Genomic DNA, 20,787 nt, shown 5'->3' with positions numbered 1-20,787 from the left:
ACCTCCGGAGCATGGGTGAAGATGGGCGGATGACATCCGTGGGGGGCGTTCCGGGAAGGGCGGTGAGGAGCGGAGCCGCACGCCGCTCCGGTTCGCCCGCCACGCCGCTCAGGACAGCCGGACGCCCGTCAGGGCGAGGCCCGCGGCGGCCGCCGCGACGGCGAGTGCCGCCGTGCCGACGCCGTACCCCAGGCCGGCCGCCCAGCGCCGGTCGAGCAAGAGCCGCGCGGTCTCGACGCTCGCCGTGCTGAACGTGGTGAAGCCGCCGAGCACGCCCGTCCCGAGCACTGCCCGCCACACCGGGTCGAGGACGCCGGCCAGCACGAGCCCGGTGACGACTCCGAGCAGCAGCGACCCGCTGACGTTGATCAGCGCGGTGCCGACCGGCCAGCGCGCCGGCACGAGCGACCGCGCGACCCCGTCGACGACGAGCCGTGCGGCCGCTCCGACTCCGCCCGCGACAGCGACCGCGAGCAGCAGGCCGGGCGTCACGCCGCCGCCCTCCGCCGCCCCGCGACCGCGATGCCCAGCGCCGCCGCAAGCACGCCCAGCACGAGCGTGCCGCCGGCGTAGAGCAGGTACTCCACGACGTGGCCGCCCTCGAGCAGCGCGACCGTGTCGAGCGAGAAGGTGCTGTAGGTCGTGAATCCGCCCAGCACGCCGGTGCCGAGCAGGAGGCGCAGGGTGCGGCGCCCGCCCTCGTCCGGCCCGCGCCGTGCCAGCGCCTCGAGCAGGAGGCCCAGGAGGAACGCGCCCGGCAGGTTGACGGCGAGCGTCGCGACCGGCACGACGCCCAACGGGGGAAGTGCGGCGCCGATCGCGGCGCGGGCAGCCGTGCCGACGGCTCCGCCCGCCGCGACGAGGAGGATCGCGGAGGGGCGCAGGTGGAGGGGTCGCGTCACTCCGCGAGGTCCCAGGGCGCCGGGCGCGACGGGTCGCGGTCGGCGCGCGGGACGACGAGCACGGGGCGGTGCTGACGGTGCGCGAGGTGGGCGGCGACGCTCCCGCTGAGGAACTCGGCGATGCTCGCGAGCACGCCCGCGTCGCGGGTGCCGACCACGATCATCCGCGCGTCGACCTCCTCGGCGACCTCGGCGAGCGCCAGGGCGGGCTCGCCCCGCGCCGCGCGCAGCGACCACTGCACGGTGCTGCCGTGCAGCTCGTGCTCGACCGTCTCGCGGAGCCCGGGCGGGAGGGACGGGCCCTCGCCGCGGTCGGCCGCGGCGCCGACGAAGCCGAGCGGGATGCCGCCGGTCATCGGATCGACGTACTCGCCGACGAGGTACGGATCGGCCGAGACCGACACGAGCAGCAGGGCGGCTCCGGCGTCGGCGGCGACGCGGGCGGCGGTGCGCAGGACCTCGGGTCGCTGGCCGTCGACGATGCCGACGAGGACGGGCCCGGTGGGGGTGGGTGCGGTCATGAGGAGCTCCTTCCCGGTTGCGCCCCATCCTGGCACCGCGCGGGCGCGAGCGGTCGGAGCATCCGAGCCGGATCCGTCGTGATCGTTCCGTTATGCGCGGGCCTCGGGCTAGAGTGGCTCGTCGCCGGATCCCCACCGGCCCCCGACCCCCCGTCACCACCGTCACCCGAGGAGAACGCACGCGTGTCGAAGCCAGGCATTCCCACCCCTGAGGAGAGTGCCGGCACCCCGACCACTGCACCCCCGACCCGGCGCGAGGCCCGCGAGGCCGAGCGCCGTGCGGCCCGGGCCGAGACGGAGACGGGCGCGGCGACCGCCGGCACCGCGGTCGAGGGCAGCGGATCGGACGACTCCGCCGCTTCCGCAGGCGCTGGCGACTCCGCGCCCACCGCCGTCGACGCCGCAACGGCCGTGGCGACCGCTCCGACCGTCTCGGTCGAGGTCCCCGCCGTCGCCTCCCCCGCCTCCCGGTCGATCCCGGCCTCTCCGCGCCGCGCGTCCGCCTCCCGCCCCGTCGCTCCCCGCGCCGCCGAGCCCGCCCGAGCCCGTGGCCTCAGCCGCCGCGCCCTGGCCTTCGGCACCTTCTCGGTGGTCGGCGGCCTCTTCGCCACGGCCGCGATCCCCGCGTACGGCGCCCGCAGCTCCTCCGCCACCGCGACCGGCCGCGCCGCCGCGAACCGGGTCGGCCTCCAGAACCTCACCGTCTCCTCCGACGCCGCCGGCCAGACCGCCGTCCGCGACGCCTTCGCCGCACCGACCCAGGCGCAGCTCGACGAGGCCAGCCGCCAGGCGGCCGTGCTCTCCGGATCCAACGGCGGCGAGTTCTCGACCGTGCAGACCCGCGCGGTCGGCGACGACTACCCGTGGCCCTACGAGACCATCGACGACGACGGCGGCGGACTCTCGCCCCTCGGCTACTACTACCGCGAGTGCGTCGACTTCGTGGCCTGGCGCCTCAACCGCGACGCCGGCCGCACCTCCGCGCCGTGGAAGTACACGTGGGGCAACATCACCCCGCTCGGCGGCAGCGCCTACGAGTGGCCGGACAACTGGGCCGCGAAGGGCTGGGCGACCAGCAGCGTCCCGATCGTCGGCTGCGTCGCGTGGTGGACCTACAACCACGTCTCCTACGTGCAGAAGGTCAACGACGACGGCACCGTGCTCCTCGAGGAGTACAACTACGGCGGCAAGCACAGCTACGTGACCCGCACCTTCCCCACCGCGCAGGTCCCGCTCTTCCTGTACCCGCCGGTCCTGTAGGCGGCCTGTTCCCGTCGCGCCTCGGCGGGCGGAGCGTCGCAGTCCCGCTCACGGCGCGCGTCAGCCGAGCGCGGCGAGGAGGATCGCGAAGGCGGGCGTCGTCGGATCGACGAGCGCCATGTGGTCGGCGTCGGCGAGCTCGTGCAGCTGCACGGCGGGGTGCCGGTCGGCGTATCGGCGGCTGTAGGCGACGGGGACGTCCTCGTCGAGTGCGCCGTGGATCAGCATGGTCGGCTGCGGCGGCGCGGGCAGCTGCGCGGGGTCGGCGCCCGGGAGCAGCGCGAGGTCGCCGCCGAGGAGCTCCCCCACGGCGTCGCCGCTGAGGCGGTCGGCGGAGGCGGCGGCCAGGTCGAGCACGCCCGCCAGCGCCACCACGGCGGCGACGTGCGGCGACGGACGGGCGGCCTGCGACCAGACGGCGAGGTGGCCGCCGGTGGAGTGGCCGACGAGGGTGACCGGTCCGGCGCCGGACAGCAGTGCCGGGAGCGCCGCGAGCACGGCCAGGACGTCGTCCCCGGTGCCCGGCCAGCCGCCTCCCGTGTCGCCCGCGCGCCGGTACTCGGGGAGGAGCACGTCGTGCCCGCGGTCGGCCAGCGCCGCCGCGAGCGGCCGGGCGTGCCGCCGGTCCCACCGCGCGCGCCAGAACCCGCCGTGCACGAGCACGACCGGCCGGCGCGCCCCGCCGGGCGCCCCGCGGAAGACGTCCGCGATCTGCTCCGGCGCCTCCCCGTACCGGCGCACCTCGTCCGGCTCGCGCCCCTCCGTCTGCTGCATCCCCCCAGTACCTCCCCGCGAGACGCCACGTCGGTGCGCCCGGCACGGCGTGTCGCGTACCGGAGCGGCATCTCGCGGAGAGGGAGGGGAGGGCGCGGGAGCTCGCGTCAGGACTCGAACCAGCCCCGGGGGTGGTGGTCGGCCGTGAGGGGCGTGCGCGGCCGGGTCGGGCGGGCCCAGCGGACGGCGTTCGCCAGCACGCGCCGGATGTCCGGGTGGTGGTAGACGGGGTAGTCCTGGTCGCCGGGCGAGAAGTAGAAGACCTTCCCGAGGCCGCGGGTGTAGGTCACTCCGGAGCGGAACACCTCGCCGCCGGTGAACGTCGACAGGAACACCGTCTCCTCCGGCACCGGGATGTCGAAGTACTCGCCGTACATCTCCTGCTCGGGGATGATCAGCGGGCTGGGCACGCCCTCGGCGATCGGATGGGTGGGCGCGATCGTCCACACCAGCTCGCGGTCGCGGTCGTTGCGCCACTTCAGCGAGCAGGTCGTGCCCATGAGCGCCTTGAAGATCGACGAGTAGTGGCCCGAGTGCAGGACCAGGATCCCCATCCCCTCCTGCACGTGCCGCAGGACCCGCTGGACGACCTCGTCCGACACCTCCTCGTGCGCGATGTGCCCCCACCACAGCAGCACGTCCGTCGTCGCGAGCGCCTCCTCGGTGAGCCCGTACTCGGGCTCGGGGAGCGTCGCGGTGCGCACCGAGACGGCGTCGCCGAGCGACTCCGCGAGCCCGTCCGCGATGACGCGGTGGATGCCGTCCGGGTAGTGGCGCAGCACGGTCTCGTCGCCGCGGGTCTCGTGGCGGAACTCGTTCCAGACGAGGACCTCGATCGGGGCGCTCATGCGACCGCCACCTCCTTCTTCTCGGCCGCGGAGCGGTAGATCGCGTCGACCACCCGGCTGCGGTGCAGCGCGTACTCGCCGTAGTGGCCGGAGTAGCGGGGGCCGCCCGCGGGCGCGTCGGCTCCCGAGGCGATGGCCTCCAGGAACTCGGCGATGACCGAGCGGTGGTGCCCGGCGGGGACCTTCACGTCGGGGTGCGAGACGGTCGGCGCTCCGGCGACCTCGGAGTAGAGCGTCAGAGTCCCCTCCGTGGCGTAGTCGGCGATGTGGAGGCGCGCGCCCCCGGCCGAGCCGAGCAGCTCGACCTCGATGTCCTCGTCGACCTTCGAGTAGCTCGCCCAGGAGGCGTCGAGCTGGAGCGAGCGGCCGTTGTCGAGGCGCAGCAGGGCGCTCGAGAAGTCCTCCACCTCGAACGCGTGCGTGCCGGTGGCGGCGACGCCGTGCGGGCGCCCTCCGCGGCCGGAGCGGCCGATCTCGCCGTACGCGACCGCCGAGACGCTGGTCACGCGCGGCTCGTCGAGCAGGTGCAGCGCGATGTCGAGCACGTGGGAGCCGAGGTCGATGAGCGGGCCGCCGCCGGCGAGCTCCTTGCTGGTGAACCAGGAGCCGATGCCGGGGATGCCGGTGCGCCGCTGCCAGCTCGCGCGGGCGTGGTAGACGTCGCCCAGCGGCGCGTCGTCGAGGTAGTCGCGGAGGAAGGCGACGTCGGCGCGGCGGCGGTGGTTGTACGCGATCTCGAGCACCCGGTCGTTCGTGCGGGCGGCCTCGACCATCTCGGCCGCCAGCTCGGCGGTGGTGGCGAGCGGCTTCTCGCAGAAGACGTGCTTGCCGCTCGCGAGCGCGGCCACGGCGATCGGGTGGTGCAGGTGGTTCGGGACGCCGATGGAGACGACGTCGAGGTCGTCGCGGGCGACGAGCTCCTCCCAGTCGGCGTAGAGGTCGGGGACGCCGCGGGTCGCGCCGAGTTCGTGCAAGCGCGCCTCCTCCTGGCCGGCGAGCGCGACGACGCGGGCGCCGGGCAGGGACTGGAAGGCGTCGAGGTGGGTGGTGCCGGCGAAGCCGAGGCCGACGACCCCCACGCGCAGCTCAGTGGTGTTCTCTGTCATGCGCCGAGCCTACTCGAATCGATTCGAGCACTCCATGGGCGGTGCGGCCTCCCGGAGCATCCGGCAGGCCGGCTTCAGGCCGCGAGGCGCGCCTCGAGCGCGGCGAGCGACGCGCGCAGGGCCGGCGCCTCGAGGGCGTCGCCGTCGGCGGCGGCGTGCGCGGCGGCGAACGCCTGGACCTGGCGGTGCAGCTCGACGCGGGTCCCGCCGCGGGCGACGACCGCGAGCCGCTCGGCGAGGCGCACGCCGGCGCGGACGACGAGCGGCTGCTCCATCGCGTACGAGCGCAGCGCGAGGAACACGTCTGCCAGCAGCTCACCCGCCCGAGGCCACGGGACGACCAGGCGGACGACTCCGTCGGCGTCGGAGTAGCGGCCGCGCGCCTCCGGCCGGCCGCAGAGGTCGACGAGCGCGCTGGTCAGGGCCTCGACGGCGCCGACCGCGGTGTACGGGTCGTTCGTGCCGGTCGCGAGCCCGCGGACTCCGATCTCGACCACCTGCTGGACGGCGTACCGGAGGTCCTGGTGCGGGGTGCGCGCGTCAGCGACGACGACCGCGGCGACCGCCTCCTCCTGGGCGACGGACCCCTCCAGGACCTCGAGCACCGGGTCGCCGACGAGGACGTGGTCGCCGGGCAGCGCGAGCACCCGGAGCCGCGCGTCGCCGCGGCGGGCCAGGGCGACCAGCCGCTCGACCTCGAGCTGCTCGACGTAGCCCCCGCGCACCGCACACAGCACGACCGGCTCGCGCCCCGCCGGCGGCAGGGCCTCCTCCGCGAGCAGGGCCTCCTCCACGTCCACCGGCTCCTCACCGTCCTCCGGATGCAGTCGCTCGATCACGTCGACGAGCTCGCCGAGCACCCGCTGCTGCAGCGTCGTCACCTGCACCGACAGCGCGATGTGGTGGATGAAGTAGACGAGCACCGCGACGTCACCCACCGCGAGCAGCACCGAGAACGAGACGGCCACCACCGGCACGAACGTCAGCGACGCGTCCTCCTCGGTGTGCACCGCGCGCAGCACGATCAGCGAGTACAGGAACGTGGACGTGAGCACCGCCAGGACGACCTGGTTGCCGCGGTCGGCCATGAAGTTGCGGACCAGCCGGGGCCCGTAGGCGGAGGACGTGGTCGCCAGCACCGAGATCGTGATCGAGAACGAGGTCGCGGCGACGCCCAGCATCGTCCCGCCGATCGCCGAGAGGATCGCCCGGCCGCCAGTCGGCGACAGGTCCTCGATCAGGGGGATGTCGCTGACGCCGGCGCGGACCAGCAGATGGTCGACCTCGACCAGCCCCAGCGCCAGCCCGACGGCGAGGACGCCGAACAGGGCCGGGAGGAACCAGAAGGATTCGCGGAGGTGGAGGAGCCGGGAGCGCATCCTCGAAGGCTAGAGCGGCGCCTCCTCGCGGGCCGCGCCGCCGCGGAGGCTTGCGCGCCGGGCCGGGACGTGCCGCGGTGCCTGCCGCCAAGGCGACCTCGCGTCAGGGCCGTCCGCACTGCGGGGGCGTCGTCGCGACGGACGCCGGACGCACCGGAGGCGCCGACCCCCGGGGATCGGCGCCTCCGCAGGGCGTCAGGTGACGTTGATGAGCGTGCGCTGCCAGCCGGAGGAGCCGTCGGGCGCGACCGGTGCGCGGTCCTCGATCTGGACCATCCCGTTCTTGTCGACCGCGCGGACCGCGACGTAGTGCGAGCCGGGCTGGGCGTCCCAGTCGACGAACCACTGCACCCAGGTGTCGAGGTTGACCGGGGTCGAGAGCGTCGCCTCCTGCCAGTCGCCGTTGTCGATGCTCACCTCGACCTTCTCGATGCCGATGCTCTGCGCCCAGGCGACGCCCGCGATCTTGAGAGCGCCCGAGGTGACGGGGACGCCGATCCGCGGGGTGTCGATCCGCGAGGACATCTTGATGGGGGCCTCGGCGGAGTAGCCGCGCGGGGTCCAGTAGGCCTGGTCGGCCTCGAAGGTGGTGACCTTGAGCTCGGTGAGCCACTTGGTGGCCGAGACGTAGCCGTAGAGGCCGGGCACGATCATCCGCACCGGGAAGCCGTGCTCGAACGGGAGGGGCTCGCCGTTCATGCCGACGGCGAGGATCGCGTCGAGGTTCTCGTCCGTGACCGCGGTGATCGGGGTGGACGCCGTGTAGCCGTCGCTGCTGGTCGAGAGGAGCATGTCGGCTCCGCTCTGCACGCCGGCCATCTTCAGCACGTCGCGCAGGGGGACGCCGAGCCACTTGGCGTTGCCGACGAGGTTGCCGCCGACCTGGTTCGAGACGCAGGTGAGGGTGATGCCGTACTCGTCGAGGCCCATGTCGAAGATCTGCTGGAGGTTCAGCGTCACCTCGCGGTCGACCATGCCGGTGATCTTCAGCGACCAGGCCGACGGGTCCAGGTTGGGCACGGTGAGCGCGGTGTCGACGCGGTAGAAGTCGGCGTTCGGCGTGTAGAGCGGGGTGATGCCCTCGATGTCGAGCTCGGCGCCCGCGGGGACCGAGACGGTGCTGCGCGGGGACGGCAGGCGCAGGGCGTCGCGGACACCGGCGAGGGAGGAGGTCGCCGCGTTGACCAGGCGGGCACCGGTGCCGACGACGGCCGCGCCGACGGCGGAGATCAGCGCGATGCGGAAGAAGCCGCGGCGCTCGAGGGCGCCCGGACGGGCCTCGGAGGATGTTCCCCTGGCCTCCGAGGCCCGGGCCGCACGCCAGCCGCGCAGGCGCGTGAAGAGGAGGTGCATGACGACGACGGCGACGACGAGTCCGACCAGCGTGGGCACCGCAGCGAGCGGCGACGCTCCGGTGCGGGTCACGATGGCGGCGATCGAGAGGCCGCCGGCGATCACGAGCAGCACCTGGCCGAGCGGCGGGCGGACCAGCTGGAGCACTCCGGCGATCGCGGCGGCGACGACGACCGCGGCGCCCACGCTGCCGAGCAGGAAGGTCTTGTCGTTCTCGCCGAACGTCTCGATCGCGAACTCCTTGAGCGGGCGCGGGACGATGTCGACGATGAAGGCGCCGAGCGCGAGCACGGGGCTCGCGGTGCGGGCGACCGCGAGGGCGATGAGCTCGGCGACGGCGAGGAGGACTCCGCCCGTGACGATGCCCGCGAGGGCGGCGAGCAGGAAGTAGAGAGCTCGATGCTCGCGCACGGGTGCCGCTGTCTGGTTCATAAAGGAGAGTTTTCTCCCGCGACCTGCTGTTTCCCAGGGTGTCCCTGGTTTGGTCGTGTAGGCGCCTTTTTCATAACGAACAGGTAACGCACAGCGGCGGCATCTCGACGGGATCACCTCTCGCTCGGCCCGCCGCCGGGCCTCACCGCGCGCGACGCCCCCGCCGGAGGACCGCCGCGTTCGCGGTGACGATGAGGGCGCTGCCGATCCATCCGGCCGCGCCGACGTCCTGCCCGAGCACGACCGCGCCGATGAGGGCGGCCAGGACGGGGTTGGCGCTCATGAGCGTCCCGAACACGCTCGCCGGGAGCCTCCGGAGCGCGATCACGTCGGCCACGAACGGGACGGCCGTCGCCAGGACGCCGGCGCCGACCGCCAGGAGCACGGTGCCCGCGTCGGGGCGCGTCGAGACGAGCGTCCAGACGGCGACGGGCAGGAAGACGGCGGCGGAGATCCCGGTCGCCGTGGCGGTCCCCTGCGCTCCGGGCAGCCGGAGTCCGATGATCCGGTTGAGCATGATGTACGCGGCCCAGCAGCACGCGGCCGCGAGACCGAGCGCGATCCCCAGCTGGTCGGACGAGGGCCTCGGCCCGGCGATCGCGAGGACGCCCGCTCCGGCGACGAGGGCGCAGAGCGCGCTGGTCCTGCTCCGGGAGCCGAGGAGCGCGACCGCCAGCGGCCCGCAGAACTCCAGGGTCACCGCCAGCCCCAGCCCGATGCGGTCGATGGCCGCGTAGAGCGTGAGGTTCATCGCTCCGAACACCACGGCGAGGAGCAGGACGGGCCACCACTGCGCGCGGGTCAGGTCGCGGATCCGCGGCCGCACGACCGGGAGGAGGATCAGCGCGGCGACGATCTGCCGGACGGCGACCACTCCGACGGATCCCAGGACCGGGAAGGCCAGAGTCCCGGAGGCCGCCCCGAGCTGATTCGAGAGGGCGCTCGCGAGGGCGGTCGCGACGCCGACGGTCCGGCCGTCGCCGGGGAGCTGCTTCGTCATGCCGGAAGTCTGCGAGCCGTCCGGCCCCGGCTCACAATGCATCACCGGTCGGATCGATGCGGGAACCGCATGAATAGGATGCGGTCATGGATCTGGAACTGCGCCACCTCCGGTCGTTCGTCGGCGTCGTGGACGCCGGGACCTTCACCGACGCGGGGATCGACCTCGGCATCTCCCAGACGGCGGTCTCCCGCAACGTCGCGGCGCTCGAGTCCGTCCTCGGACGAAGGCTCCTCCACCGGACGACCCGCAGCGTCGAGCTCGCGCCGGCGGGCGAGCGGGTGCTGCGGCACGCCCGCCGCGTCCTGGCCGTCGTCGACGACCTTCGCGAGGAGGCGGCGGCCGGGACGGACACGATCCGGATCGGGTACGCCTGGTCGGCTCTCGGCGAGCACACCCAGGAGTTCCAGCGCCGCTGGGCCGCGGCGCTCCCCCGCCACGAGCTGCGGCTGATCCGCTCCAACACGCCCACCGCGGGGCTCGCGGAGGGCCTCAGCGATCTCGCGATCCTCCGGCGCGGATCTCCGGCTGCGGACGTCGAGTCGGCTCTGATCGGCACCGAGAAGCGCTACTGCGCCCTGTCCGTCGACGACCCGCTCGCCGCGAAGCGCACGGTCACCCTCGCCCAGGTGGCGACCGCTCCGCTCGCGCTCGACGACCGGACCGGGAGCACCCGGCTCGACCTCTGGCCCGAGCACGACCGGCCGCGGATCACCGTCCCGACGACCGACGTCGACGACTGGCTCACGGTGATCAGCAGCGGCACCGCCCGCGGAGTGACCGCGGAGTCGACGGTGAGCCAGTACCGGCGGCAGGGCCTCGCCTACCGGGTCGTCCGCGACGCTCCGCCGGTCCCCGTGCACGCCGCGTGGATCCGGAGCGACCCGCCGCCCCTCCTGGGCGACGTCATCGGGCTGCTCCAGGGCCTCTACCGCGCCTCCGACTGACGACGACGGCCGCCGGGGGCGAACCCCGACGGCCGTCGTCGTCACGTCACTTGCAGGTGAGAGCGGAGTACGCGGCCTGCTTCGTGGTCGTCACCGCGGCTCCGTCCAGGGTGGCCGTCGCGGTCACCGTCGCCGAGCCCGCGGCCACCGAGGCGGCGCGGGTGGTGAAGGCGTGCGAGGCGCTCGACCCGGGAGCGATCCCGGTGAACGCCTTCGAGCCCCAGGCGGAGCCGAGGGTGATCCCCGCCGGGACCTTCGCGTCGTTCCGAGCGGAGACCGTCACCACGACCTTGCCCGCCACGCAGCGGCTGGTGGCCGCCACGGTCGTCGGTACCGTCGCCGCGGAGGCGCGGACGATGGAGAGGCGGTAGGTCGCGGTGGTCGTGTGGTCCTGCGCCGACGACTCGACGACCACGCTCGTCGTGCCCGACGCCGCGAGCGGCACCGTGCGGCGGAGGGTGTCGTCGATCAGCACGCCGTCGACCTTCACCAGACCGCTGGGCACGGCCGGGTCCAGGTCGAGCGAGACGCTCGTCGTGCCGGCCGGCACCGTGAGCGTGTGGTCCCTGACCCCGGCGGCGAGAGCCGGCGAGAGCGTCCCGACGTCGGAGGAGAGCTTCGTCAGCTCCGGGTCCGCAGCGTAGGTGGTCGACTCGGTCGTGTAGACCCCGAAGACACCGCCGACGTAGCTGGATCCGGTGCCCTGGAAGCGCACCGTGACGACGGGGATCTTCTGCCCCTTCGCGTCGAGCACGTACTTCCCGCTCTGGTCGCGCTTGTAGCTGTCCTTCGCGGCGAGACCGCTGAGGATCGACGCCGGGATCCGGTCGTACTGGACGTACCAGCTCGTCGCTCCGGCCGCTCCCGAGACCACCTCGGTCTTGAGCTTCACGTCGTTGAGGTAGACGTCGAAGGTGCGTCCCGCGTCGCCGCCGTAGTAGCGGACCCCGAGGTAGTTCGCCGGCAGAGCCGGGTCGACGATCATGTCGTACTGGAAGTACGCCTCCGCTGAGCGCTCGCCGTCGCGGTACCCCTCGCCGCGCCAGGTCCCCACCGAGGACCGCGCGGTCTTGTAGTTCTTGTCGGCCTCGCTGTTGTTGTTGTCGAAGGAGGTGAGGGAGTCGATCGTCGTCTCGTCGACGCGCAGCTGCTCCTTCTGCGTCCGGATCAGCTCCTGGGCCGCGGCCGAGTCGGGCTCGATCAGGGTCATGTAGGTCGCGTAGCGGGCGTTGTAGAGGCTGTAGTACGGAGTGAACACCCGGGCGGCGGACGCGGCGTCGACGTTCTTCATGCCGAAGCGCATCGTCGTGCGGCCGTTGCCGTCCGCGCCGTCGGGCAGGCGGACCAGGTTGCCGCGGACCGCGGACTTCCAGGCCGCGGAGTCCGCGACGACGACGTTCGAGTTCACGGACTTGTCGGCCGTGCCCATGCGCACCAGGACGCCGGCGACGTAGGACGCCTCGACGTTCGAGCGGTTGAGCTCGGTCGCCAGCAGCACCGGTCCGTAGCGGAACGCGGTCCAGTCGGGGTTCTCCGTGTCCGCGACCGCGCTGACCGCGGCGGGCAGCTTCCAGGTCAGCACGTCACCGGCGGCGACGGCGACCGAGACGTATCCGGCCTGGGCCGTGACGGCACGGACGGCACCGTTCACGGTGAGCGTCGGCGCTCCGTCGATCCAGGACGGCACGCGCAGCTTGAGGGTCGTGTCCGCGGCCACGGCTCCTCCGGCCAGCGCTTCGACCCTCAGGGTCGCCGTGTCCGTGCTCGGGATGTCCGCCGTCTGGGTCAGCCGGAGGTTGTTCGCGGAGGAGCGGAGGACCGAGGAGCGGAACTGGTTCACGAAGACGGTCTTCGGCTTCTCGAAGTAGATCGAGTCGCCGAGCTTGGTGAAGCTCTCGATACCCGAGCCGTGGTCGCACCAGAACTCGTCGAGCTCGTGCCCGAAGACCTTGGCGTAGCCCGCGGTCTGCGGCTGGAAGTAGGTCACCATGCCGGTGTCCGGGTTCTGCACCGAGAGGACGCCGTTGATGAACGTCTCCTCGTAGAAGTCGGCGTACTTCACGTCCTCGGTCACCTGGAACAGCGCCCGGGTGAGCTTGAGCATGTTGTAGATGTTGCAGCCCTCGGAGGTCGAGTTCTCGCCGTAGCCGGTGGTCTGGCCGTTCGTGGCGTACTCGTACAGGGTGCCGGGTGCGTGGAAGTGCTCGGACTGGCTGTTGCCGCCGTTGGCGTAGGTGTGGGTCTCGTCGACCATGCGCCAGAAGTTCTCGGCGGCACGGCGGTACATGTCGAGATCCGACTTCTCCGCGGCGGTGAGCGTGGCGTAGAGCGCCGGGTCGTCGGTGAAGACGCGGTAGCGCTTCAGCGCGCCGATCAGCTTCGGGACGGTCGTGTTCGCGTGCAGCCCGTTGAGGACGTCCTCGTTGTTCGCGAGCTTCTGGAACAGCGCGGTCTCGTCGAAGTACTCGGCCGCGCGCTTGTGCGCCGGGTCGTGCGTGGTCTCGTAGAGGCGGTAGAGCGCCTCGTTCATCCCGCCGTACTCGGTGTTGAGGAGCTGACCGGGGTTCGCCTGACGGCCCGCCCAGGCGGTGATCCAGCTGCCGAAGCCGCCGGCGACGGTGAGCGCCTTCTGCGAGACGGCGTCGGGCGCCTGGTCGTGGGCGTCGAGGAGGCCTGCGAGCACCTTGTGCAGGTTGTAGAAGGGGACGAGCAGGCCGTCGCCGCCCGAGGGGAGGTAGCGGGTCGGGAACGGCGAGACGTAGCCGGCGTTCGCGGGGTCCTTCAGCGCGTAGGCGTCCTGGACCTTCTTCAGACCGTCGACGGAAGCGGTGAGCTTCGCGAGCAGAGCCGCCTTGGTGGCCGCGTCCTCCTCGGTCGCGTAGGCCTGCGAGAGCGCCGAGAGGTAGTGGCCGAAGAAGTGGCCCTGGAACCGGGTGCCGTTCTCGCGCTCCCAACCCCCGTATCCGCCGCTGGTGGTCGGCGTGAGCCCGGCCTCGCGGTAGAAGGAGTAGAGGAACATCTCGGGGTCGAGGCTCAGCAGGTACTCGACGGTCTGCTGCTCCCCGTTCTCGAGGTAGGGGTCCTGCACGGAGACGTCGGACAGGCCGGCCTCCAGAAGGTAGTTCGACGTCTTCACTCCCCGGGGCTGCACCTGGAGAGTGTAGGTCTTCGTGACCGCGGTGCTGCCCCCGTATGTGGCGGAGCCGGTGAGGACGACCTGCGTCGCGGAGCCGGTGGGCGGCGTGACCGCGGCCGTGCCTCCGCTGATCGCGACGGTCGCCGGGTCGGAGGAGGTCCAGCTGAGGGCGGACCCCTTCGCGCCGACGGTGGGCAGGGTGAAGCCGGTGCTGGTGCTCGCGGGCGGGGCGACCAGCTCGAGGTCGGCCCGGGCGATGCTCGCGGGGTCGAAGGAGGGGTTGCCGGCCTTCGTCAGGGCGACGACGTCGGTGGTGGTCGCGACGCCGTTGTAGAGCGCGTAGTCGTCGAGCAGGCCGCGCAGGTGCGCGCCGTTGTACTGGGGGCCGTTGAAGCCGAGGGTCTTCGTCGAGGTGCTCTCGGAGCCGAGGACGCCGGATGCGGAGGAGGACGGCGCGGTCTTGACGACGGCGGTCTGCTTCACCCCGTTGCGGTAGAAGGCGACGGCCTTGGTGCTCTTGTCGTACGTGGCGACCACGTGCGTCCACTCCCCCGCGGGGAAGAAGCCGGAGCGGGCGGTCTCGACGGCGACCTTGTACGGCTGACCGCCGGACGGGCCGATCGAGAGGGCGAGCGGAGTGCCGTCGCCCTCGGAGGTGAGGTACCAGCCGTCGGAGTTGTAGGCGGTCTTGTTCCAGGTGAAGACCTGCTCACCGGTCATCGCGCTGGTCGGCTTGTACCAGAACGAGACGGTGAGGTCGGCGGGCTGAAGCGCCGCCGCAGTGCCGAGCGAGATCGCGTTCGATCCGGTGAACTCGAACGCCCGGCCGTTCAGGCCGGTGCCGTAGGAGGCGGTGCCCTTCTGCATCCCGAGGGCGGTACCACGACCGCTGGTGTCGGCGAGCGACCCGTCGAACGGGAGCTCGAGCACCTTCGCGGCGTCGAGCGAGGTGGTGGGGGCGGCCTGGGCCGTGGGGCCGACCGACAGGAGACCCGCCGTCAGCGCCATCACCGCCACGGTGGCCAGGGGGAGTCGTCGTCTCATTCGTGAGGCCTCTCGTCGTTGAGAAATCCGGCCCAGGGGGGCGGGCCGCCTTGGATGTTACCGTTAACAAAAGTTTTCGGCGAGGTTTCGGTGAGAGGACTGACAGGGTCCTCGAGCGCTCAGCGGCGCCGGTCCAGAGCCGCCCGGAGGTACGGAGCGGTGCGGCTGCCCGCGGCCTCGGCGACCTCCTCCGGAGTGCCCGTCGCGACCACCGAGCCGCCGGCCCGGCCCGCCCCCGGGCCGAGGTCCACGACCCAGTCCGCGTCGGCGACGACGCGCATGTCGTGCTCGACGACGATCACCGTGTTGCCCGCGTCGACGAGGTGCTGCAGGTGCTCGAGCAGGCGGTCGGCGTCGGCGGGGTGCAGGCCCGACGTCGGCTCGTCGAGCAGGTAGAGCGTGTCCCCGCGCTGGGCGCGACGCAGCTCCGAGGCGAGCTTCACCCGCTGCGCCTCTCCCCCGGACAGCTCGGGCGCCGGCTGGCCGAGCGAGACGTAGCCGAGCCCCACGTCCACCAGAGCGTCGAGGTGGCGGGCGACCTCGCGGTCCTCGGCGAAGGCCTCGCGCGCGTCGGCGACGCTCAGCGCGAGGACGTCGGCGATCGTCCGGCCGCCGAGGGTGACCTCGAGGGTCTCGTCGTTGTACCGGGTGCCGCCGCACGCCGTGCAGGGCGCCTCGACGGTCGGGAGGAACAGCAGCTCCACCTCCACGGAGCCCTCGCCCCTGCAGACGGGGCAGCGCCCGCTGGGCAGGTTGAAGGAGAAGCGGCTCGCCGAGAAGCGGCGGCGCTTCGCCTCCGGGGTGGCCGCGAAGAGCGTCCGCACCCGGTCGAACAGACCCGTGTAGGTCGCGACGTTCGAGCGCGAGGTCCGGCCGATCGGGGTCTGGGTCACCTGCACCACCCGGCGCAGGCGGTCCGCGGGCCCGGAGGCGGTGCCGCGGGTCGCCGCCGCCGCCGCGTCGAGCAGCGGGTCCGCCTCCCCGCCCTCCTCCGCCGGCGCGTCCTCGGCGACGTCGGCGCGGAGCGAGGCGCGCAGCAGATCGGGCAGCGCCTGGTTCACGAGCGTCGACTTGCCCGATCCGGAGACACCGGTGACCGCGGTGAGCACCCCGACCGGGAACGCGACGGAGAGGTCGTCGAGGGTGTGCCGCGAGACGCCGGCGAGCTCGATCCACTGCTCCGCGGTGCGGCGGGAGCGCAGCGGCGCCGGGTCGCCCTCGGGGAAGAGGTAGCGGCGGGTGACGGAGTCGCGGGCGCCCGGCAGGCCGTCGAGCGGGCCGGAGTAGACGACGGTGCCGCCCCCCGACCCCGCGCCCGGGCCGATGTCGACGATCCAGTCGGCCTCGCGGATGACGTCGAGGGAGTGCTCGACGAAGAAGACGGTGTTGCCGGTCGCCCGCAGGGTCCGCAGGATGCCGAGCAGCGCCTCCGTGTCGGCGGGGTGCAGGCCCGTGGACGGCTCGTCGAGCACGAAGACGACGCCGAAGAGGCGCGAGAGCACCTGCGTCGCGAGGCGCATCCGCTGGAGCTCCCCCGAGGAGAGTGTCGGCGTGGAGCGGTCGAGCGTGAGGTGGCCGAGGCCCAGGTCGACGATCGGCGCGAGGCGGGCGACGAGGTCCTCGACCAGCCGCTGCGCGGCCAGGCGGGTCTGCGGAGCGCCGTCGGCCGGGGTCCAGCCGGGCTCCAGCACGCGCCGCGCGACGACGACCAGCTCCTCGAGCGGGAGCGCCGACAGCTCGGTGATGTCGAGCCCCTCGAAGGTGACGGCGAGCGCGTCGGGCTTCAGCCTCCGGCCGCCGCACACCGGGCAGGCGACGCTGACGACGAACGAGGCCGCGCGCTCGCGCATCCGGGCGCTCTTCGAGCCGGCGAAGGTGTCGAGCACGTAGCGGCGCACCCCGAGGAACGTGCTCATGTAGCGCGGCTCGTCCCCGGCGGCCACGGAGGCGCGCACCTCCGCGGGCGAGCGGTCGGTCCACACGGGGACCTGCGGCGAGTCGGGCGTGTGCAGGATCCAGTCGCGGTCCTCCGCGGGCAGATCGCGCCACGGAGCGTCGATGTCGTGGCCGAGCGAGATCAGGCTGTCGCGCAGCTGCTTGCCGTGCCAGGCGGTCGGCCAGGCGGCGAGCGCCCCGTCGCGGATCGAGAGGGAGTCGTCCGGCACCATCAGCTCGTCGGGGACGTCGTAGACCCGGCCGATGCCGTGGCAGCTGGGGCATGCGCCCTGCACGGTGTTGGCCGAGAAGTCCTCTGCGAGCAGCATCGGCGCGCCCTCGGGGTAGGCGCCGATGCGCGAGAACACCATCCGCACCACGCTCGAGAGCGTCGTCGCACTGCCGACCGTGGAGCGGGCCGAGCCTCCGGAGCGCCGCTGCGGGAGGGCGACGGCCGGCGGCAGGCCCTCGATAGAGTCGACGTCCGGCACGCCGACCTGGTCGATCAGCCGCCGCGCGTAGGGGGCGACCGACTCGAAGTAGCGGCGCTGCGCCTCCGCGTAGAGCGTGCCGAAGGCGAGCGAGCTCTTGCCCGATCCCGAGACCCCCGTGAAGGCGACGAGGGCGTCGCGCGGCACGTCGACGTCGATGCTCCGGAGGTTGTTCTCGCGGGCGCCGCGCACGCGGACGTGGTCGAGGGGGTCGGTGGTTCCAGGCGCGCTCATCCGTACAGCCTGCCGTGCCGGGATGTGGGGCGGCCGCCGCGGAGCTCCGAGGCGCTCGACGCCGAGACGGCCCGCTCCCGGCCGAGGCACCGCAGTGGGGCGGTGTCTCGGCGGGGGCGGGCCGTCTCGGCGTCAGCGGCGCGCGTGCGTCAGCAGGTGCGCGCCGGGTAGGCCGCGGTCAGGGCGCCCGCGGTGAGCGAGGCGGCCGGGACCGAGGCCTGACGGGTGGTGAAGGCGGCCGAGGCGCTGGCGCCGGGGGCGGCGGTCAGCGTCTGCGAGGCGCCGAACGGCGAGCGGATGACGACCGAGAGGGGCGTCGTGCCCGTGTTCTTCACCACTCCGGTGAGGACGACCTTGCCCGCGACGCAGCGGGTGGACGCGGTGAGCGTCGAGGTCGGTGCCGTCACCACCACGGTCGCGGTGACCGTGACGGCCGTGGAGCTCGAGAGCCGACGGTCGGCGGCGTTGTAGGCCGTCGATCCGTTCGCGCCCACCCACTGGTTGTCGTTCGCACCGATCGTGCGGACGACTCCGGTGACGGAGTAGCGGCCGGGCGCCGTCGCCACCGCGGAGGTGTTCCAGGTGACCGGCTGCGAGGCGGTGCCCCGGTTGTAGGCGAGCACGACGTCGGCGCGGGCGGGCAGAGCCGCCGCGGCGTCGGTGCCGGAGGCGACCGTCACCTCGCCGAGGTCCGAGCGGACCGCGGAGGCGGCGTCGGCCGAGCGGACCTCGGCGTACTGCCCCGCGGTCAGCGAGACGATGCCGCCGTGCTTGGTCGACGAGGCGAGCGAGAAGCCCGGGTCGGTGAGCTGGGTCCAGCCCGTGTCGAGGTCGTTCGTCACCATCGGCTTGTAGCCGGTCGCGGGGATCACGTCGACGTACAGGTACCAGGTGTCCTCGCCGTGGTCCTTGAACACCGCGGGGCCCTCGACCCCACCGGGGTTGCCGCCGGACCACACCGCGCCGATGCGCGACTGGATCTGCGTCCACGAGGTCGTCGGCAGCCACCAGGTCGCCGAGGTGGTCGACTCCATGTAGATGCCCTTGCCGGTGCCGTTGTCCTTCGAGATCCGGTAGGTCGTGCCGGAGTCCTGGATCAGCGTGGTGTCGATCGTGTCGGCCCCGGTGTCGATGAAGGTGCCGCCGTACGAGTAGGTGGCCTGCGTGAAGTCCGTGGTCGCTCCCCAGAGCACGCGGGAGGATCCGGTGCCCGGCGTGTGCGCCGCGGTCGGGTAGACCGTCGAGGACCAGTAGACGACGAACGCGCCCTTGCCGGGTCCCGCGTAGTCCGGCACCCACGTGGCCTCGGGAGCCCACATCATGCCGGCCTCGAGCTTCTTCGTCCCCGCGGCGTCGAGCGCCACGTCGAACTGGCGGACGTCGCTCCACGACACGAGGTCGCTCGACTCCCAGACGTTCATCTTCGTGCTGCCCTTGGTGGTCCAGTAGCACCAGGTGTCGCAGGTGCTGGGGCCCCGGTCGCCGCCGAAGACGCGGAGGTCCGTGGCGATGATGTAGTACTTCTTCGTGTCGGGGTTGTAGGTCAGGTACGGGTCGCGGACACCGGTGGTGCCGAGGTCGGAGGCCAGGATCGGCTTCGCGCCGTTGAGCGGGTCCCACTTCTCCGGGTCGTCGCCGCGGGAGACGTCGAGGTAGATCTTCTCGGCGTAGCCCTGGGAGTCCTCGACGAAGTGGACCATCATGTAGCCGTAGGGGGTGTCGACGCCGACCTGCGGCTCGACCGTCACGGCGATCGAGCGGGTCTGCACGATTCCGCGGATCGACGCCGTCGCGGTGAGCGACGAGGTGCGCGCGGCCTGGCCCACGGCGGGGCGGTCGGCGCTGAGGGTGCGGCCGTCGGCCGAGACGCGCAGGGTCGGGTCGCTGGAGGACCAGGTCACCGCTCCCCCGTAGTCGGGCAGGTTCGTGGTCGAGTCGTCGACGGTGAGCGGGGCGACCCCGGCCAGCACGGCGGCGGCGATCGGGGAGAACGTGGAGGCGTGAGGCTTCGCGTCGACGCTCGACACGGCCACCACCTCCGCCCCGGTGAGCGCGCGGTCGTAGACGCGGAACGCCGAGACCTCGCCCGTGTAGAACGGGTCGGGGTACGGTGCGCGGCCGATCGTGTTGAGCGACTGGTCGGCCACCGACGAGGGGCGCAGGGCGGTGGGCGCCGAGGCGACCTGGACGCCGTCGACGAAGAACGAGATCGTGCCGGCGCTGCCGTCGATCACCGACGTGAGGCTGTACCAGCGGTCGGCGGTGAGGGCGGAGGCGCTGCGGGCGTTGTTCTCGCCGTTCCCTCCGCTGGTCGTGATCGCGGTGCGCACCCGGTCGCGGACGGACGCGAACCAGTACTGGTTCGTACTGTCGCTGCCGATGTTCCACAGGAAGTGGAAGTTCGAGAGCATCGACGCGTCGGCGCGGGTCTCGATCGTGACGGTGGCCGACGAGCGGCCGGTCAGCAGGTTCGCGGGCAGCTGCACCCAGGGGGCGGTGGTGCTGCTCTTGGGGCCGCCGGTGAGGCGGAGCGACGTGCCGGTCCAGAGCGCGTCGGTCGCGTTGCGGACGGTGGCGGCTCCCACGCCTCCGCTCACGGTGTTCGGGACCGTGCTGCCGGTGGTCTGCGTGAACCGGTAGTCGGCGAGGAGGCCCTGCTGCGGGATCACGGCATCGGCCGCCTGCGCGGCCGGAGCCGGGGCGACGAGGCCCGAGAGCAGCACTGCTCCGAGGCCGAGCGCGGCGAGCGCGGCGCGCAGCGGCGCTCGCCGCGCGGGTGTGGTGGTGGGGGGCATGGTGCTCCTTCAGTGGAGTGGTGCGGTTCAGGGAGGGGGAGAGGATCTCGGGGTGCCGAGCCCTGCTGGGTCGAGCAGCGCCGTCAGGGGCGTGTCGGAGCCTGTGTGCGGAGCACGAAGGGCTCGATACGCCGCCGGGCGGCTGCTCGACCGGCAGGGAGGGGCAGCTGCTCGACCGGCACGAGGGATCAGCCGCCGGGGTTCGTGTCGGTGTACCCGGTGGTCGGGGCGGTGGTGCCGAGTGCCGCGAGGGTGGGCGCCCTCCGCATCACGACGGAGTTGCCCGGGCTGTCGCCACCATGGAGCAGTCGCCGTCGTGGAACTCGATCGCGGGGTCGGCGGTGTCCGGCGCGATCGGGTCGGTGGAGGTCGGCTCGCCGAGGGCGACGGCCGGGGAGGCGGCGGTGAAGGGCAGCGGAGCCACCGCGGCGAGGAGGATCAGCAGCCCGGCCGTGTGGCGGCGCCGGAGCCCCGCGGATCGGGGGAGCTCGGCGTCGACGGGCGTCGATGCGGTCGTCATCGTGACTCCATCGTCAGGGGCGGCGTGGGGCCCGGAGGCGCACCGTGAGCGGCGCGCCCCCGGGGGCGCGCCGCTCACGGTGCGCCTCCGGGCCCCACGCCGCCCCTGAC

15 protein-coding genes are annotated in these 20,787 nt (G+C 73.1%); 2 read left to right on the top strand and 13 right to left on the bottom strand.

Features of this window, described 5'->3' with window-relative positions; translation table 11 throughout:
• Nucleotides 1–108 precede the first annotated feature (108 nt).
• Genes C5C50_RS15525 through C5C50_RS16765 form a run of 3 tightly spaced genes read right to left on the bottom strand, consistent with a single transcriptional unit; the run spans nucleotide 109 to nucleotide 1,423 of the window.
• Nucleotides 109–492 (bottom strand): CrcB family protein, encoded by a 384-nt coding sequence (locus C5C50_RS15525; RefSeq protein WP_104222441.1) that lies wholly within the window; start codon nucleotides 490–492, stop codon nucleotides 109–111.
• Nucleotides 489–902 (bottom strand): CrcB family protein, encoded by a 414-nt coding sequence (locus C5C50_RS15520; protein WP_104222440.1) that lies wholly within the window; start codon nucleotides 900–902, stop codon nucleotides 489–491. The genes C5C50_RS15525 and C5C50_RS15520 overlap by 4 nt, the downstream gene beginning before the upstream one ends.
• A complete protein-coding gene (locus C5C50_RS16765; protein WP_104308825.1) occupies nucleotides 899–1,423 on the bottom strand; it encodes a universal stress protein in 525 nt (174 codons plus the stop codon). The genes C5C50_RS15520 and C5C50_RS16765 overlap by 4 nt, the downstream gene beginning before the upstream one ends.
• 183 nt (nucleotides 1,424–1,606) lie before the next feature.
• On the opposite strand from C5C50_RS16765, the gene C5C50_RS15515 reads away from it, so the two are divergent.
• Nucleotides 1,607–2,683, top strand: a complete 1,077-nt coding sequence (locus C5C50_RS15515) for a CHAP domain-containing protein (RefSeq protein WP_181132813.1) — start codon at nucleotides 1,607–1,609, stop codon at nucleotides 2,681–2,683.
• 60 nt (nucleotides 2,684–2,743) lie between these two features.
• Here C5C50_RS15515 and C5C50_RS15510 read toward each other — a convergent pair whose 3' ends face one another.
• From C5C50_RS15510 to C5C50_RS15485, 6 genes are all read right to left on the bottom strand, one after another.
• Entirely contained in the window at nucleotides 2,744–3,457 is a 714-nt protein-coding gene (locus C5C50_RS15510) for an alpha/beta fold hydrolase (RefSeq protein ID WP_104273853.1), read from the bottom strand.
• A gap of 107 nt (nucleotides 3,458–3,564) precedes the next feature.
• On the bottom strand, nucleotides 3,565–4,305 hold the full coding sequence (locus C5C50_RS15505) for a ThuA domain-containing protein (protein ID WP_104273852.1): 741 nt from the start codon (nucleotides 4,303–4,305) through the stop codon (nucleotides 3,565–3,567).
• Entirely contained in the window at nucleotides 4,302–5,411 is a 1,110-nt protein-coding gene (locus C5C50_RS15500; RefSeq protein ID WP_104273851.1) for a Gfo/Idh/MocA family protein, read from the bottom strand. Before C5C50_RS15500 ends, C5C50_RS15505 begins: the two co-directional genes overlap by 4 nt.
• A gap of 74 nt (nucleotides 5,412–5,485) precedes the next feature.
• The gene (locus C5C50_RS15495; protein ID WP_104273850.1) at nucleotides 5,486–6,790 is read right to left on the bottom strand and encodes a DUF2254 domain-containing protein; all 1,305 of its coding nucleotides are present in this window, start codon (nucleotides 6,788–6,790) and stop codon (nucleotides 5,486–5,488) included.
• A gap of 195 nt (nucleotides 6,791–6,985) precedes the next feature.
• A complete protein-coding gene (locus tag C5C50_RS15490; protein WP_104226578.1) occupies nucleotides 6,986–8,575 on the bottom strand; it encodes a molybdopterin-dependent oxidoreductase in 1,590 nt (529 codons plus the stop codon).
• Nucleotides 8,576–8,717: 142 nt separating this feature from the next.
• On the bottom strand, nucleotides 8,718–9,575 hold the full coding sequence (locus C5C50_RS15485) for a DMT family transporter (protein WP_104273849.1): 858 nt from the start codon (nucleotides 9,573–9,575) through the stop codon (nucleotides 8,718–8,720).
• A gap of 86 nt (nucleotides 9,576–9,661) precedes the next feature.
• Between C5C50_RS15485 and C5C50_RS15480 the strand changes: the two genes are divergently transcribed.
• Entirely contained in the window at nucleotides 9,662–10,522 is an 861-nt protein-coding gene (locus C5C50_RS15480; RefSeq protein ID WP_104273848.1) for a LysR family transcriptional regulator, read from the top strand.
• 46 nt (nucleotides 10,523–10,568) lie between these two features.
• On the opposite strand, the gene C5C50_RS15475 is transcribed toward C5C50_RS15480, so the two are convergent.
• The 4 genes from C5C50_RS15475 to C5C50_RS15460 all read right to left on the bottom strand — a co-directional run bounded on the left by C5C50_RS15475 (nucleotide 10,569) and on the right by C5C50_RS15460 (nucleotide 20,677).
• Nucleotides 10,569–14,702 carry a beta-L-arabinofuranosidase domain-containing protein gene (locus C5C50_RS15475; protein ID WP_104273847.1) on the bottom strand — a complete coding sequence of 1,378 codons (4,134 nt, stop codon included), beginning with the start codon at nucleotides 14,700–14,702 and terminating at the stop codon, nucleotides 10,569–10,571.
• Nucleotides 14,703–14,821: 119 nt separating this feature from the next.
• A complete protein-coding gene (locus C5C50_RS15470; RefSeq protein ID WP_104273846.1) occupies nucleotides 14,822–17,362 on the bottom strand; it encodes an excinuclease ABC subunit UvrA in 2,541 nt (846 codons plus the stop codon).
• A 149-nt stretch (nucleotides 17,363–17,511) separates the two neighbouring features.
• On the bottom strand, nucleotides 17,512–20,157 hold the full coding sequence (locus C5C50_RS15465) for a LamG-like jellyroll fold domain-containing protein (RefSeq protein WP_104222429.1): 2,646 nt from the start codon (nucleotides 20,155–20,157) through the stop codon (nucleotides 17,512–17,514).
• Nucleotides 20,158–20,425: 268 nt separating this feature from the next.
• A complete protein-coding gene (locus C5C50_RS15460) occupies nucleotides 20,426–20,677 on the bottom strand; it encodes a hypothetical protein (protein ID WP_104226573.1) in 252 nt (83 codons plus the stop codon).
• Between the last annotated feature and the right edge of the window lie 110 nt (nucleotides 20,678–20,787).

Source organism: Rathayibacter sp. AY1D9 (assembly GCF_002932395.1).
In the GTDB taxonomy this organism is placed as follows: Bacteria; Actinomycetota; Actinomycetes; order Actinomycetales; family Microbacteriaceae; genus Rathayibacter.
Note: the sequence above shows the minus strand (reverse complement) of the source record. Positions and strands in the feature narration are given on the sequence as shown.